12 protein-coding genes are annotated in these 15,791 nt (G+C 41.6%); 4 read left to right on the forward strand and 8 right to left on the reverse strand.

Annotated features, from left to right (window positions below; translation table 11 throughout):
* Nucleotides 1-477: 477 nt before the first annotated feature.
* From MJ595_RS14795 to MJ595_RS14805, 3 genes are all read left to right on the forward strand, one after another.
* Entirely contained in the window at nucleotides 478-1,719 is a 1,242-nt protein-coding gene (locus MJ595_RS14795) for a hypothetical protein (RefSeq protein WP_263078731.1), read from the forward strand.
* Nucleotides 1,720-1,820: 101 nt separating this feature from the next.
* Entirely contained in the window at nucleotides 1,821-3,041 is a 1,221-nt protein-coding gene (locus tag MJ595_RS14800) for a hypothetical protein (protein ID WP_263078733.1), read from the forward strand.
* Between the two features lie 262 nt (nucleotides 3,042-3,303).
* Nucleotides 3,304-6,720 carry a PAS domain S-box protein gene (locus tag MJ595_RS14805; RefSeq protein ID WP_263078735.1) on the forward strand — a complete coding sequence of 1,139 codons (3,417 nt, stop codon included), beginning with the start codon at nucleotides 3,304-3,306 and terminating at the stop codon, nucleotides 6,718-6,720.
* Between the two features lie 53 nt (nucleotides 6,721-6,773).
* On the opposite strand, the gene thrC is transcribed toward MJ595_RS14805, so the two are convergent.
* The 7 genes from thrC to rpsP form a co-directional block, all read right to left on the reverse strand.
* Nucleotides 6,774-8,168 carry a threonine synthase gene (thrC, locus tag MJ595_RS14810; protein WP_263078736.1) on the reverse strand — a complete coding sequence of 465 codons (1,395 nt, stop codon included), beginning with the start codon at nucleotides 8,166-8,168 and terminating at the stop codon, nucleotides 6,774-6,776.
* A 134-nt stretch (nucleotides 8,169-8,302) separates the two neighbouring features.
* Entirely contained in the window at nucleotides 8,303-9,607 is a 1,305-nt protein-coding gene (locus MJ595_RS14815; RefSeq protein WP_263078738.1) for a homoserine dehydrogenase, read from the reverse strand.
* A gap of 126 nt (nucleotides 9,608-9,733) precedes the next feature.
* Nucleotides 9,734-10,669 carry a DsbC family protein gene (locus MJ595_RS14820; RefSeq protein WP_263078740.1) on the reverse strand — a complete coding sequence of 312 codons (936 nt, stop codon included), beginning with the start codon at nucleotides 10,667-10,669 and terminating at the stop codon, nucleotides 9,734-9,736.
* A gap of 272 nt (nucleotides 10,670-10,941) precedes the next feature.
* Nucleotides 10,942-11,295, reverse strand: coding sequence for a 50S ribosomal protein L19 (gene rplS / locus MJ595_RS14825; protein ID WP_263078741.1), 354 nt, complete (start codon nucleotides 11,293-11,295; stop codon nucleotides 10,942-10,944).
* A 99-nt stretch (nucleotides 11,296-11,394) separates the two neighbouring features.
* Nucleotides 11,395-12,186, reverse strand: a complete 792-nt coding sequence (gene trmD, locus MJ595_RS14830; protein WP_263078743.1) for a tRNA (guanosine(37)-N1)-methyltransferase TrmD — start codon at nucleotides 12,184-12,186, stop codon at nucleotides 11,395-11,397.
* A 5-nt stretch (nucleotides 12,187-12,191) separates the two neighbouring features.
* Nucleotides 12,192-12,746: a ribosome maturation factor RimM gene (gene rimM, locus MJ595_RS14835; RefSeq protein ID WP_263078744.1), complete on the reverse strand. Its 555-nt coding sequence runs from the start codon at nucleotides 12,744-12,746 to the stop codon at nucleotides 12,192-12,194.
* Nucleotides 12,747-12,771: 25 nt separating this feature from the next.
* On the reverse strand, nucleotides 12,772-13,014 hold the full coding sequence (gene rpsP / locus MJ595_RS14840) for a 30S ribosomal protein S16 (protein WP_263078745.1): 243 nt from the start codon (nucleotides 13,012-13,014) through the stop codon (nucleotides 12,772-12,774).
* 433 nt (nucleotides 13,015-13,447) lie between these two features.
* On the opposite strand from rpsP, the gene MJ595_RS14845 reads away from it, so the two are divergent.
* Nucleotides 13,448-13,846 carry a hypothetical protein gene (locus MJ595_RS14845; protein ID WP_263078746.1) on the forward strand — a complete coding sequence of 133 codons (399 nt, stop codon included), beginning with the start codon at nucleotides 13,448-13,450 and terminating at the stop codon, nucleotides 13,844-13,846.
* Nucleotides 13,847-13,924: 78 nt separating this feature from the next.
* On the opposite strand, the gene ffh is transcribed toward MJ595_RS14845, so the two are convergent.
* Nucleotides 13,925-15,340 carry a signal recognition particle protein gene (gene ffh / locus MJ595_RS14850; RefSeq protein WP_263078748.1) on the reverse strand — a complete coding sequence of 472 codons (1,416 nt, stop codon included), beginning with the start codon at nucleotides 15,338-15,340 and terminating at the stop codon, nucleotides 13,925-13,927.
* Nucleotides 15,341-15,791 lie beyond the last annotated feature (451 nt).

A 15,791-nucleotide genomic window follows, 5' to 3' on the forward strand; every position in this document is an offset into this window, starting at 1 on the left:
TCGACACAGTGGAAAAAGTTTATCAGGAATGTGGAGTTTAAGTTCACGATAATGTATGGCTTTGATGATAAAAGTAGCATTATAGCATATGCTGATCTTGGGTGATTATAAGTAACTGGGCTAAATGTTTTGTTTTTTGCCTCAGATGTGGGATATTTGTTAATGATTTAGAAGTTACAGATTTTTATTCTAATGTGATCCTGTATTACATTAGGATAAAGTTTTTAGGGGCAGTTGTTTTTTTGCTATAAAGGTTTTTCGCATTATGACAATACTTTTAAAGCAGTGGTCTTGGTGAATAATGAAATAAACTTGTGGTTGAATATTCCTTAATTATACAGCTATTTTCTAAATCTATTCTAATATGTCTAGAGGTTGTTATTTAAGGGTTTGTAATTGTATTGTACTTGTTTGATAAAGGGTTTTTGTTTTTTATCTTTTTTCTAAGTCAAAGTATGGCGGGTTGTTGAGATGGTTATGTTTGCTTATAAATCAATCCTTACTGGTATATGGCGTTGCTTTTTATTATGCTCAATGATTTCAATCCAGGCATATGCAGGAAATGACAAGCTCACTGATGAAGAGGTGGGCTTTTTGGTGGAGGTTGCTGTAGAGGCTGGTAAGCGAATTCAGAAAAACTGGTTAGAAAATCGATTGTTAGACGAAAAAGATAGGAGTAAATATAGATACCAAGAACCAGATAAGGAAAATGAACAGCTAAAGCCAGATGGTTCATCGGTTACTTCTGCTGATAAAGAGTCAGATGATTATATTAATAAATTATTATCTGAATCTAAGCATAGAAGGCTGCGTGATCTACCAAGAATTTCGGAGGAATCTAAATATCCATCATTAGATAAAAGAAAAAAGTATGAGCGTTATATTTTGATAGATCCCCTTGATGGTACGAGTAAGTTTAAAAAAGGAGAAGTTGAGAAAGTCAGTGTTTTTATTGTTGTTTTAGATAAAGTCGATGATGACAGGGGGGGGGCAAAACCTATTTTTTCAATTCTTCACAGACCTTTTGAAAGGAGCAGCGGAGATGTTGGCGAAGGTTTAATGGTAGAGGATGGGGTAACCCTATATGGCGGTGAAGACTATGGTATTAAGGTCAGGTATTCAGGTGAAGAAAAATATACCTTGGATAAAGATGAAGTACCTGTTACGCATCTGGGGCAGTTGTGTTCAGTTACTGTGACCGAATCAACATTGAATTCCAGGCTGTCACACTATTTGCAAAAATTGGGATGTGAGGTTGATAGTCCAGAGGAGCTATCTGGTGAGCTATTTACAGTTGATGGGTTTTCAGTGGAACCTGAACTGAAGCGGCTTCCAAGTGTTTCAAAGTTTTTTGCCATGATTGGGATGACAGAACGAGGACAGCATAGAATTGTTAGACAGGCCACTGAAAATATCCATGCACATATTTGCTTAGGTATTTCTGAAGATAAAGAGAGTGATCAAACCCAGAAATCATGGGCTCCTGAGGAGGTTGATGTGGCTGTAATGCATGCACTAGGTATACCTTTAGGTATTCATTTTTATGATATAAATGGTGATGAATTACGATATAATAAACGGAAACATTTAAAGATGGGGCATCATATAGGACTAGCAGTTAAAGCTGATGGGTTTCGAGAGCTTTTTCCAAAAGAACTATGGTCAGAAGAGGTTGTTGAAGGAAAAGGTCTGGAGGATAATGGTAATGATTCGGAATAAAAGAAATTGAATGTTTAATAAAAAGATGATCTTTAATGATGTGAGATTAGGTTCGTTGTACGCGTAAAAAATAACAGTAAAGGGGGTATAATACGAGGATTTTGATGATGCTGTTCTTTAATTATTTTTTTTGCAGCCTGTTTTTACGATTTGGAATTTATTTTTTGATGCTTTTGTTATTTGTTCCAAATTATTCTTTTGCGGCGATTTCCGAATATACGGCAGGTATGGGGGTTTTATTCAAAACGAAAGATGATGGTAGAAAATATGCATTATTTGTGACAAGTGATTGTCGTATATTTTCTGACGGTAAGCATAAAAAAGAAGATGGAGGATATGATGATCTAAAGCCTTTTGAAATGCTTAATACTACAGGAGGGTACTCATTTGATAGTGATGAAAAGGAATATAAAGATATTTTAAAAGATAAAGTTGGAAGTAAAAAGGTTGGAATTATTGAGAAATGGTTTGAAGAGCAGATGGAGAGAGAGGAAGTTTATTTTGATATTAAATATGGTCAGGTTTGTTATGATGGAACAACCTTGAAAAGTCAGGAGGCTAAAGAAAATATACGAAAAAGAGCTTGGTCGGGATTAAAAGAGTTGTCTGAAGAAACAGGATTTGGTGCTGAAAAACTTTTTTGTCAAAATTGTGGTGAAATGCACGGATGTGCAGAATTAAAGTTGGTCAAGGTTTTTCCATCTCGGGATAAAACTGGGTTATTAAAAAAAGATGATAGTGGAACAGATAAGCCTGCCTACCATACTTATTTTTTCAATTTAGAAATAGAGATAGAATCCGTTGAACAGTTGAAGCAGTTTGTGAATGGTGAAAATCACTTATTTATTCAGTGTGGAGAGGAGGCTCAACACGTTGATGTATTGAAATTGAAAGAGCCATCAGCCCTTTTACCCAGGGATGATGCTTTTTTATTGGTAGTTGTTCGTATTGATGATGCTGACCACTTTGAAGAGGTGAAATATACTAAAGATAAATTTGATAAAACATGTGCAATTACTGGTGAAAGTGAAATTGTCATAGTTAAAACTAAAGAACATATGCGTTTTTTGGAAATGGACTGGGTTAAGAATAAAAAGTGTACTGAGTTACAACATCAATACTTTGAGTGGCTGGATGTAAAAATGAAGCAACCTGAAGGCTGTTTTACTGGTTTGTCATATGTTGTACCAGATATTTCATCATCTAAATATTTTCAGCTTAAATTACAAGGGTCTGAAGCCCTTTATGATGGGCTAAGAAATGCAGTAGTGGGATTCAAGGTTTGTCCGAGGAGTAGCAATTCACTGATATGGGGTCAATGATTTATAACTGCTTTATGATTCACTGTATTTCTCAAATTCATCGAGGTGATGTACTGAGGGGGTAATAGTCTAAAATATGTACTCAATTTTTACTATAATCATCACGTTATCAGGATGATACTAGAAATAACTATGGTTCTAGTACTTAAGTACTGATTCTGATTTTTATCATTTAATAACTGTTGAGTATATTTGGTTTAATGTGGTCAAGTATCTTTTATCACTGTTTGCAGTATCATTGTCTTCTATAAGGCAAAAAATCATGTTGGCTGTATTGTTGCCAGCGATTCTTTTTTACTTACTTATGACCCTGGTTTGCCTTTACTTTTCTTTTTACTCAGTATCAACAGAGGTTCGTAGCCGTCATATACAGGAAGCGCTATATACCGGGGCGATTATAGATACCAATATTAGAGAACTAATGTTGATTGGGCGTTCACTTATCCAAGAAGTTACCAGGAATGAAAATGAAAATATTTCTCAAGGTGTTATTTTGAGTGCCTTAAATATGCTTATTAGAAATAATAAGACGATCTTTGGTTTCGGGATTGTCCATTATAACGGGGATAATAAAAAGCAATCGTACTGGTCGTATGATGGATATTCTATCCATGAAAAGGTATATGGCACCCATGTATCCTCAGCTATAAGTGGAAGTGTTGATCAGCTGGTAGAAAGTAACAGTAAATATTTGCAGTGGGTTACTGACCCGAACCCAAAAAATATTAATGAGTTTCACTCAAGTTTGTTAATTCCTATATCTGCCGGACATAATCATTATGTTATTCACATTGATGTGGATGGAGATAAGCTGAGTTCCCATAATGAACTGAATTATGGTGATTTATATAAAGGTATAATAAAAAAAAAACCAGAGGGTGATAGTCGTGTAAACTTTAGTCGATATTTTACTCTGAGGGATGATAAGGGTGTAACAATTTTTACAAGAGGAAAGTCAGCTAAGCACTATAGGGTTTTAGCTGATCAGGTTTTAAAGATGGAACCCATTGATGGGGCAAGTGATTTTTTTAGCTATGAAGACTTGGAGAATAAAAATTTAATTAGTTTTATTTTAAAGAATAGAATAAAGCGTTTAGATCGTGATGTTCCTAATAGTTTATTTCTGGATTTATTAGAGTATGTTTGTCGCTATGGTGAGATAATACATTTCCGCTTCTCTATTCGAGGGTTGAAGCTTTGGTGTACAGCCATTCCCATTAAGTCTTCTGGCTGGATGTTGACAGCTTATATGCGTGAACAAACAATAATGCAGCCTATATATGATCAATTTATAGTGTGCCTGATGCTTAGCATTTCTGCTGTTCTGGTAGTCATTATTTCTTTATGGATTGTTGCAGGGCGAATTGCTGATCCCATAAAGAGGCTGAAGAAAAATGTAAACCTTTATGTGAAAGCGATTGAACCAGAAGCGCTTTTTGAGGAGTCGATAAATGAAGTTGATAGTTTAAGATATAGCTTTAATACACTTACTAATTGTCTTGATGATAGGAGTAAAGCTCTATACGAAGCAAGGGTTAATAATATTAGTCATCTTGCTAACCAGCTTCATGGTCGATATTTTTATTTTAATTTGGATTGTGATGGATATATTACTCATGTTAGTCCATCGATAAAGTCTGTTCTTGGATATGATGTTTTTGAGTTTGAGGGGAAGTTTGAAAATTATCTGGTAGCTGAGTCAGTTAAAAACTCTTTTCAAAACAAGCTTTATGATATTTTTGAGGGTGAGTGGCACGATACGTTTGAAACGAAGATGCAACGTTCTGATGGTTCTATATGTTGTATAGAATTATTTCTATGTTTGATGCCGGGGATAAAAACAAAACAAAAAGCTATTGAAGGTATGGCTAATGATATCACTGAAAGAGTTGTTGATACTGAGAAGTTTAAGTCCCTTTTAGCATCAGCTCCTGATGCTGTTGTTATTTCTAATGAGTGCGGCATTATTAGTCTTATTAATAATAAAGTCTCAGAGCTATTTGGATTTATGCCTGATGAACTTATTAATATGCCATTTGATATTATTTTTCCTGAAAGTAGTCGGGCCTCTCTCTCTTTTCTTAAAACTCTTGCTACTAATAAGTCTGAATATCATAATCTCGAAAGATATGAGTGTTTTGCACTCAAAAAAAATGGAGGTGTTTTTCCTGTTGAAATTTCCAGTAGCGTTATTAGCACTGAGCATGGTTATCTGGTTTCAATTGTAGTAAGGGATATTTCTGAAAGGAAATTAATTGAGCGTGAGCTGATTAAGGCGAAAGAAAATGCTGAAAATTCTGATAAGGCCAAAACATTATTTCTTTCTAATATGAGTCATGAATTAAAAACGCCTTTGAACGGTGTTTTAGGGTACTCACAGATTTTGATTAATGATGGCAGTCTTTCTGAATTTCATAAAAACAAAGTAAAATCCATGGAGGAGTGTGGTAGGCATTTATTGAAACTTATCAATAATGTCTTGGATATGGCAAAGTTAGAGAATGACAAGGTTCAGGTTGAGAAGAAACCATTTAATTTAACTGCCGTGATTGATGAGGTGCGGTTGATAGTTATTAATTTGGTTAGAAATAAAGGTCTAAGCTTTCAAGTGGATATTGATAATAATGTGCCTGCTTATATCGTTGGAGATAAGCTTAAAATACGTCAAATTTTAATTAACCTTATTGTTAATGCTGTTAAGTTTACTGATAGTGGTTTTGTGTCTATTTCTCTTGTAAATGATAATGGCTTTATAAAATTTTCTGTGGAAGATTCAGGTATTGGTATCAATGATGAAGATAAGGATAAGCTTTTTGTTTCTTTTTCCCAGTTAGCGGCAGGCAGAAAGAAGGGTGGAGCTGGTTTAGGTTTGGCAATTAGTTATAATCTTGTTAAAATCATGGGCGGTGAATTAAATATTAAAAGTAAGGTGGGTGAAGGGAGCTGTTTTTGTTTTAGCCTTCCTTGTATGATTCCTACTGATGAAGGGCCATCCGGTTATAAATTTGATAGTTGTAAACAGTTATCTGGTAATTTAGATGAAGAAATATCCTTGTTAGTCGTTGAAAGCTGTGTTTCAAGCAGGGAGGTGGCTGTTAATACTCTTTCGAGTGCCGGGTTTAAAGTTTATCAGGCAGCTGATGGTAGTCAGGCACTAAATTTGTGTCGTAAGTATAACTTTGATCTTGTCTTAATAGATGTAAAAATGCCAGGGCTTGATGGGGTGTCAGCCACTAAGCTTATACGAAAATTACCGGGTAAATCTGATCAAAAGGTTATTGCTATTACAGGATTTGGAAATAGTAATAGTATTAAGGGGTATGATGAAGCGGGTTTTTGTGATTATTTGGAAAAACCACTTGACCTGGATGACTTGATTGTAAAAATATGTGGGCATCTTGATTATGATGCTAAATTAATTGAGAAATCTACGGTAGCATCCTGCTCTGGTAAAGTAGTCATTGATCATAGTGTTAAACCATCAACTTTGCGTGAAATAGTAAAGCAGGTTGGTGAAATGCTAGAGATAGGTGATGTTGATGCAATTGCTAATCTAGCAATGAATTGGCAAAAAGTGGATAACTATGGAAATTATCCTGAGATTATTTTAGGGTACTGTGAAAATTATGATATTAATTCCTTAGAGGTATTTGTAAAGGATTTTCAAAAAAAATCATAGAATGAAGAAAGTATTTGCATAATAAAAGGTGCCATAATGACACCTTTTTATTGTCAGGTTAATGTAATAATTATTTTTTTTAAATTATCCAGGTTTTTTGGGATTATATTGTATTTTTCTTGTTTGGTCAGTAATTCCCGCATGGATTGAGGTGGTTTAGGGGCTGTTAGTTGTGCATCTACAATAGCTTGTTGGAATTTTATTGGGTGAGCCGTGGCAAGTGAAACTTGAGGTGTTAATGGTAGAGAGTCCATGCTTTTAAGCGCATGAATACCTGTGGCAGTATGGGGATCTAATAAATAGCTTGTTTCATTATATGTTTTTTTCATGGTATCACAAATGTCACTATCTTGAGCGCTATAACTGCTAAAATATTGTTTTATTTCTAACCATATGCTCTTCTTTATAGTGAGTTTATTACTGTCATGAAATTGAGACATGAGTTCTTTTATTGCTGAGGCATCCTGTTGGTAGGCATCAAACAGAAGTCGTTCAAAATTGCTGGATACCATTATATCCATGCTGGGAGATAATGTTTGGTATAAGGTTTTGCGACTATAATCATTGTTCTGAAAAAAACGATGTAAAATGTCATTTTTATTTGTAGCTACAACCAGCTTGCTGATAGGTAGCCCCATGCGTTTGGCAATATAGCCTGCATAGATGTCGCCAAAATTGCCAGTGGGTACAGAGAAAACTATTTCCCTTTCAGATCCTCCCAGTTGCACAGAAGCATAAAAATAATAGACGATTTGTGCCATAATTCTGGCCCAGTTAATAGAATTTACGGCAACAAGATTTATATTTTTTGGTAAAAAGGACTGGTCTATCAAGCATTGTTTTACCAGCTCCTGACAATCATCAAAATTGCCATCAATGGCAAAATTGTGGACATTGCTGGCAAGCACTGTTGTCATCTGCCGCCGCTGAATTTCAGATACGCGCTTATGGGGGTGAAGAATGATAATGTCCAGGTTTTTGCTATGCCGACAACCTTCTATAGCAGCTGACCCTGTATCTCCTGATGTAGCACCAAGAACAATGGCGCGCCTGCCCTCTTGCTCCAGGGCATAGTCTAACAACCTGCCCAGTATCTGTAAGGCAAAATCCTTGAATGCCAATGTTGGGCCGTGGAAAAGTTCTAAAACCCACACATTACTATAAAGTGGGTAAAGTGGAGCTACGCAAGAATGATCAAATGTTCCATAACTATTGCCGATGATTTCTTTAAGTACTTCGTCTGGAATACAATCGCCTGTAAAAGGTTTTATGATCTCAAAGGCAATATCGTTATAAGCTAGTCCCTTCAGGGACGAGATTTTTTCTGGAGAAAAACGGGGGAGTTCTTTAGGAACGTAGAGACCACCATCCTCAGGCATTCCTTTCAGGAGAACTTCCATAAAACTGTAGTCTGCGCTATCTGTTCCTCTGGTACTAATATATCTCAATGTATTTCCTTTTTTATTTGCTGAGCCTGCTGTTTAATGGCTATCTTTTATAAATCCCCTGGCTTGATAACTGGCAGGTAAATTGCCATCAATGCCCTGGTTACATAAGGGAACCAAGGCATTGATTGATGGGGCTAAACCATAGGTTCTATGCGAATACGGGTAATGGGTGACGCTATATCTGATAATTGCTCAATGTCCCTGATGGCTTTGTTGATCACAGACTCCTGCACTTGTTGGGTAAGGATAACGATATCAGCATAGACCTCATTCTTTCTACTGGCCTTTTGGGTCATAGCATTAATGTTAATATTATTAAGACTAAGAATATGAGTAATGGCGTTCATGACTCCGGGATGGTCTTCAGCCTGAAGGCGGAGATAATAACCGGATTTAATTTCATTAATAGGGAGTATGGAGGGGGAGCTATATGTTATGTCAGGGGACCAGCCTAGTGAGAAAACAGGGTGTGTGTTTGATGATAAAGAACGGGCAATATCAATAATATCTGCAACAACAGATGATGCGGTAGGTTCTGAGCCAGCTCCTGCTCCTGTATACATGGTTTGACCCACGGCATCTGCATCTACGACAATAGTATTTAATACGCCGTTGATATTGGCTATGGGTTGGTTAGCGGGAATAAGAGCGGGATTAACTCTTAGCTCAATACCTTTAGCCTGTTGGCGAGCTATCCCCAAGTGTTTGATGCGATACCCGAGTTCTTCTGCATACTGAATATCGGTAGGAGTGATTTTACCGATACCCTCAGTGTAGGCTTTGTGGAATTGCAGCGGAATACCAAAGGCAATGGATGCCATAATGGTCAGTTTGTGGCAGGCATCTGTCCCCTCAATGTCCAGTGTTGGGTCTGCTTCTGCAAACCCAAGAGCCTGTGCTTCTTCCAGCACTTCATTGAATGAACGGTTTTTGTCCCCCATTTCTGACAGGATATAGTTACCTGTGCCATTGATGATGCCCGCCAGCCAGTTGATGCGATTCCCCGACAAGCCTTCCCTGAGGCATTTTATGATTGGGATTCCTCCTCCCACTGAAGCTTCGTAGGCAATAACCACGCCCCTCTCTTTTGCCGCAGTGAATAGAGTGCTGCCATGTTCCGCAATAAGTGCCTTGTTGGCCGTTACAACATGCTTACCCTGTTCGATTGCTGTTAAGACAAGTTCCCTGGCAGTGTCACAGCCTCCGATGCTTTCAACAAGGATGTCAATATCGGGGTCGTATGCAACCTGAAAAATATCTTCACTGAACTTTATTTCCCTGGTGTTGCATAAGTAGGGATTACTTCGGGCCCCGATATGAGCTATAGAAATAGGGCGACCTGTATGTGCTGCAATCATATCGTGATTTCTTGATAACACGTTAAAGGTCCCGCTACCTACTGTACCAAGCCCACAGATACCTACATTGACTGGTTTCAAAAAGCTACTCCACAGACGTTTTTTTAATGATTTTTAGTGCTGAGGCTGAATTATAGCCATATATTTATTCTCATATCGAGACGTCTGCAAATAAATAAGTTTATCTGCCTTGATTTTCAACAACCACTAAGCTGCCGGAGCAACCTGTACTTTATTTTCTGGAATGTGTTTGGGTATTGGAATGTTTCGTTCTTGGTCTGGTGTTTTTGGCGGCGTGTTGTTCATGTCAGTTAGAGGTGGGCTGATTTTCATGATCTTTGCCAGATCTTTGGCTGGACGGTATCCGGGAATGCTGCGACCATCTTCAAGAAAAAGAGCGGGTGTTCCGGATACTCCCAGCTTTGCACCCAGTTCAAGCTGGGTATCCACAGGGTTATTAGGGCAGGTTTTTTCAGGGATATTGACGCTGTTTGAAAGGTTTGATATCGCCATTTTTCTATCTTCAGCGCACCAGACTGACACCATTTTTGAATAGGACGGGGCTTGCTTTCCTCCTCTCGGGTAGGCCAGATACCTTAACTCAATACCCAGCGCATTCATTTCGGCAATTTCCTGGTGTAATTTCCGGCAGTAGCCGCACTCAATATCGGTAAAGGCATAGACGACCCCCTTTGTTTCACCTTTAGGCGAAAAAACGATCATATCATTGACAGGGACTTTACTCAGTTGCTCGGCAATATTTTTATTGCGACTCTTGCTGGTCAGGTTGATGATTTTTCCATCATCAATTTCTAGCATATCACCACGGATAAGATGGCGACCGTCCGGACTGGCGTATAGCGTTCGACCCCCTTTAATATTAACTGAGTAGAGTCCGTTAATAGGCGTGATGTCAATACTTTCGATAGGAATATCTGGATCCAGCTTTCTTAATTGCTTCTGTATGGCTTCCTTGGCGGCTCCCAGGTCATCATTCTTGATCTTGGTGAATTGAGGAGTTAGTTTCGGGTCTTCAGCAGGCTGGCTCTCTCCAATGGCTAATCGGAAGGGGTGACCTATCAGGAGAAACATCACAATAACTAGCAGGCTGTGGTGCATAATCTTTCCTCTTGGCTTGTCCATAGCCCAGGTTGCGGTTAGCGTCTTGTAGTGGGTAAGTGTAGACCGGATTTATGGGAAGAAGTTTCAATACCGGATTTATTTATCAGGCTTCCAGGCTGGGCTGTTGTACGAGGGTTTTCTGAAGGACTTTGAGTAAGGATGAGAAGAGGGGTAAGAGAGGATAAAGAAAAAGCGACCTGGGTCGCTTTTTGGTCTGAAAGGACCGGAAAACCCTTTCAGGAACAGTTGCCGGAAAAGTAAAACAAGTAGATAGCTGCTGAAAAAGGCCGCTATTAGTTGAGCTTTTCCTTGATACGTGCCGCCTTGCCGCTACGCTCACGCAGGTAGTATAGCTTGGCTTGACGAACGTCACCGCGACGCTTAACGTTGATGGAGGCGATCAGCGGGCTGTATGCCTGAAAAGTACGCTCAACGCCAACACCGCTGGAGATCTTGCGAACGGTGAAGGAAGAGTTCAGTCCACGGTTACGCTTACCGATGACAACACCTTCGAACGCCTGCAGACGCTCACGGTTGCCTTCTTTAACTTTAACTTGGACAACTACGGTGTCACCCGGGCCAAAAGCCGGGATTTCCTTGCCCATCTGCTCATTTTCGAGCTGCTGGATAATCTTGTGTTTGCTCATTGGTTTTGCTCCCAGTCAGTCAATTTGTTCCACTCAGTCGGCTGCTTACTAATAAGCTCCGTGCTGCAATTTTGCTATGGTGTCAAGCTATCCTGTCACTCAAACCGGGTTTGAGTGATATTCCCGGATAAACTCTGCCAGCAGTGTTTCTTCCTCGTTGGACAGTGTTCTGCCCTGCAGCAGATCAGGACGTCGCAACCAGGTTCTGCCCAGGGACTGTTTTAGCCGCCAGCTGTTGATCAGCCCATGGTGGCCAGAAAGCAGTACCTCCGGTACCTTCTGTCCTTCAAAGACTTCAGGCCGGGTAAAGTGGGGGCAGTCAAGAAGACCATCTGCAAAGGAATCTTCCTGAGCGGAATCCTTATGACCAAGGGTGCCCGGTACAAAGCGTGAAACTGCATCAATCAGTGTCATGGCAGCGAGTTCGCCACCGGTTAACACATAGTCACCAATCGACCATTCCTCGTCGACTTCGGACTGTATTAGTCGCTCATCAATGCCTTCATAGCGCCCCGCGACCAGGATCAACCGCTTGGATGCGGCTAGACTCTCTACCCCCGGCTGATCAAGCAGGCGTCCCTGGGGGGAAAGATAGATCACTTTGGCCTCGGCCCCTGCAGCTGCTTTAGCTGCATGGATGGCATCACGCAGAGGTTGAATTTTCATCAACATGCCGGGACCACCGCCATAAGGTCGGTCATCCACAGTTCGGTGCCGGTCATGGGTAAAATCCCTGGGATTCCAGGTATCCACTCCAATCAGTCCTTCTTTTACAGCGCGCCCGGTAATCCCGTGCTCTGTAACAGCCCGGAACATGTCCGGAAAAAGGCTGATGACACCGAACCATAATGCAGTGTTCATGGCGTTCTTTTGGGTTTTTGAAGAATCCATGGACACTAGAACTCCGGATCCCAGTCGACCCGGATAAACCCTTTCTCAGGGTTTACTTCCAGCACAACCTGATTAATTAGCCAGGGCACCAGGCGCTCCCGTTTATCCATGCTGCCCTTTGAAGGGCGGATAACAAGAACATCATTGGCTCCGGTTTCCATCAGGTGGCTGACTTTGCCCAGCAGAATATTGTCTCCGGCACTATTGCGGGAGAAAACATCCAGGCCTTCTAACTGATGCCAGTAGATTTCGTCATCATCGATAGAGGGCATTTCATCGGCACTGATCACGATCTGGCTGTTGCAATAACTGCGAGCCTTTTCCCGATCATCACAGCCGACGATATGGGCGATCAGGCCCTTGCCATGACGGCGACCCTGATCAATTTCAACGGTCTCGGTGTGACCGTTGTGGTCTATAATCCAGTGTCTGTAGTTGAGAATATTTTCCATGGGATGGGTATGGGAATAGATCTTGACCCATCCCTTGACACCGTAAACAGCAGAGATACTGCCCAGGGTGATGCGCTTCGTTGCGCTCTCAACTGTATTCTCTTTCATTGCAAGAGCCACCGGATCAAAAACCTCAGGCCTTGGCTTCTTTCAGAAGCTGGGCAACGCGGTCAGACATGCCAGCGCCCAGGCCTACCCAGTGTGCTACACGCTCGTTATCAACACGCAGACGCTCTTCCTGACCACGCGCTTGTGGGTTGAAGAAGCCTACACGCTCGATAAAACGACCACCACGAGCATTGCGGCTGTCAGCAACGGTCAGATGGTAGAAAGGGCGCTTTTTGGAACCGCCGCGAGCCAGACGAATTGTTACCATGGACTGGTTTTCCTGTAGTTGGTTTCCGGCAACTGTATGTGTTGAGGTGCTGAAATCAGCCGTACAACACGAGGGTCGACCAGGGCCGACCACAAAGGGCGCATATTCTAAGGAATAATGGTGGCTATGACAACTGGCCAGGCCGCTGGTTTCGGTCATCCGCATTGTGAGTAAGGAGTAATAGATTATGGTTAGCCTTTTTATAATCAGTCAGAGGTATGCTTTGAAGGCTGGAGCCTGGCTGATTTTAACCCTACTGTATTTTTCTTTTCCGCCGGTATTTTCTAATGAGCTGCTCGTTTCACGGTCATATAAAGTGGAATCTTCGTGGAGATTGGGGAAGTCGCTTGATTGTTATTTGAATAATTTGATTTGGAGGTGTGAATTAACATGCGGTAGCGAAATTCCATTTGTTGTGCTTCCCAGCTCATATATGTTCATTGATGATAGCCTTGATGAATATTCGGCAAGCAGGTTTATGTTGAGATTATTTATATACAGGAGTGTGATACCAATAAACTGGGGTATCGTTGATGTTGATAAAAGAGATAACTGTATCTGTTTTTCTCCTGGGGTGTTGCCGGATCAAATCAGTGTTACGTTATGGAAGAAGTTGGTGAAGGGGGAGTTTGAGAGTAGATTGCAAGATGCCAAGTTTCTTTTTGATGGATTGGGTGCAATGATTCTATCCTGGTTACAAATCTATCAGTGGATAACCTTTGAAGAGATAGCTGTTGAAAGCTTGCCAGAACATCTGCGGCTCAGCCTTGCCAAGAATCCATTTTGTACAATTAGAAGACGAGTGGAGAGCTTGAAAAGAAAAAACGCGTAGAGGTGTGTTTTTTCAGCAGTGGGTATTCCCAAATGGAGTTGAGAACACCCTTAGCCGTTTTGACAATAGAATGAAACCTTAGAAAGGAAACTTCTTGCCACCTCCCGGAGGCATCATTCCACCCATGCCTCCCATACCACCGGGAAGTTGGCCTTTCATGCCACCCAGACCGCGCATCAGTTTGGCCATGCCACCTTTTTTGGTGACTTTCTTCATCATCTTGCTCATCTGTTTGTGTTGTTTGATGAGCCGGTTAATGTCCTGAATCTGGGTGCCGGAACCCGCTGCAATCCTTTTTTTACGGGAGCCGTTCATAATGTCTGGATTGGCGCGTTCTTTAGGGGTCATGGAGTTAATGATGGCTTCCATCTGGACAAAGATTTTGTTGTCCATCTGGCCCTGCACCTGCTGGCTCATGCCGGTCATGCCCGGCAGTTTGTCCATGACACCGCTGAGCCCGCCCATTTTCTTCATTTGCTGAAGCTGGTCACGGAAGTCTTCCAGGTCAAAGCCTTTGCCTTTCTTCAGTTTGCTGGCCAGCTTGTCGGCTTTTTTCCTATCGAGCTTCATCTCAGCTTCTTCGATAAGGGAAAGCACGTCACCCATACCGAGGATTCGGGATGCTATCCGGTCTGGATGGAAAGGCTCCAGGGCATCCGTTTTCTCACCAACACCAATAAATTTGATGGGCTTACCGGTAATATGACGAACAGACAAGGCAGCACCACCCCGGGCATCACCATCAGCCTTGGTGAGAACCACACCGGTCAGCGGCAAGGCTTCATTGAAGGCTTTGGCGGTGTTAGCGGCATCCTGACCTGTCATGGCATCAACCACAAACAGGGTTTCTATGGGGGTGATGGCACTGTGCAGGGTCTTGATTTCATCCATCATACCCTCATCGATATGAAGGCGACCGGCGGTATCCACAATCAGCACATCGGCATGCTTGATTTTGGCTTCCTGTATGGCAGCATTAGCGATATCAACCGGCTTTTGTTCTGTGGAAGAGGGGAAGAAATGTAACCCCACTTCACTGGCAAGGGTTTCCAGCTGTTTGATGGCCGCAGGACGATAGACGTCAGCACTGACCACCATCACCGATTTTTTATGGCGTTCTTTGAGCCACTTACCCAGTTTGGCTACAGATGTGGTTTTACCGGCACCCTGAAGACCTGCCATCAGGATGATCGCAGGTGGCTGGGTGGCCAGATTTAGCTCATCATTGGTGGCACCCATCACATCGATCAGTTCTTTCTGAACGATTTTGACAAAGGCCTGGCCCGGGTTCAGGCTGGCCTGAACCTCCTGCCCAACCGCGCGCTCTTTTATTCGGTTGACAAACTCACGGACTACGGGCAGGGCGACATCGGCTTCCAGTAAAGCCATGCGCACTTCACGCAGGGTGTCTTTAATGTTGTCTTCGGTTAGCTTGGCTTTGCCTGTCACGCTTTTTAGTGTGTGTGACAGGCGTTCTGTTAAATTCTCGAACATTCGAATAGGCCTATGGAACGGTATATCTGCTCATTTTAATGGCATTATATAGGATTAGTTGTTGTTAACATAAGTTTGTCTATTAATCGGTTGGAGTTGCGTCCCGGGTTATGACACACTCTTTAAGGGGCTGCTGGTATCCAACTGCCTTTTATCAATACCGGGAGAATAGCTATCCATACTATGCGCTATTAACTATTCTCCTTTCAGCTTGGGCAGTAGGGTTATTAGCGCACTCTGACACTAGTACATTATTTCAATATGTTTGACGTGTTCAGTGGCTCGTAAAGCAGCTATACGCAAGGCGGACTTGTGCAGGAATACCGGGCGTCTTTCAAGCAAGTCCAACGCAGTCGGATGGCTGCTTTACGAGCCACCCTTCGGGCCTGAGCGAGAGCTTCTGTGACTGCGTTGCAAGCACTTGAAAGACACCCGGTATTCCTGCGTGCTT

The organism is Endozoicomonas sp. Mp262 (assembly GCF_025643335.1).
Taxonomy (GTDB): domain Bacteria; phylum Pseudomonadota; class Gammaproteobacteria; order Pseudomonadales; family Endozoicomonadaceae; genus Endonucleibacter.

Coding starts and splice junctions, on each gene's coding strand:
- rimM (WP_263078744.1), bottom strand. CDS start 12,746: ATGAAAGAGAATACAGTTGAGAGCGCAACGAAGCGCATCACCCTGGGC.
- MJ595_RS14845 (WP_263078746.1), top strand. CDS start 13,448: ATGTTCATTGATGATAGCCTTGATGAATATTCGGCAAGCAGGTTTATG.
- ffh (WP_263078748.1), bottom strand. CDS start 15,340: ATGTTCGAGAATTTAACAGAACGCCTGTCACACACACTAAAAAGCGTG.
- MJ595_RS14820 (WP_263078740.1), bottom strand. CDS start 10,669: ATGGACAAGCCAAGAGGAAAGATTATGCACCACAGCCTGCTAGTTATT.
- MJ595_RS14805 (WP_263078735.1), top strand. CDS start 3,304: ATGTTGGCTGTATTGTTGCCAGCGATTCTTTTTTACTTACTTATGACC.
- trmD (WP_263078743.1), bottom strand. CDS start 12,186: ATGGATTCTTCAAAAACCCAAAAGAACGCCATGAACACTGCATTATGG.
- rplS (WP_263078741.1), bottom strand. CDS start 11,295: ATGAGCAAACACAAGATTATCCAGCAGCTCGAAAATGAGCAGATGGGC.
- rpsP (WP_263078745.1), bottom strand. CDS start 13,014: ATGGTAACAATTCGTCTGGCTCGCGGCGGTTCCAAAAAGCGCCCTTTC.
- MJ595_RS14795 (WP_263078731.1), top strand. CDS start 478: ATGTTTGCTTATAAATCAATCCTTACTGGTATATGGCGTTGCTTTTTA.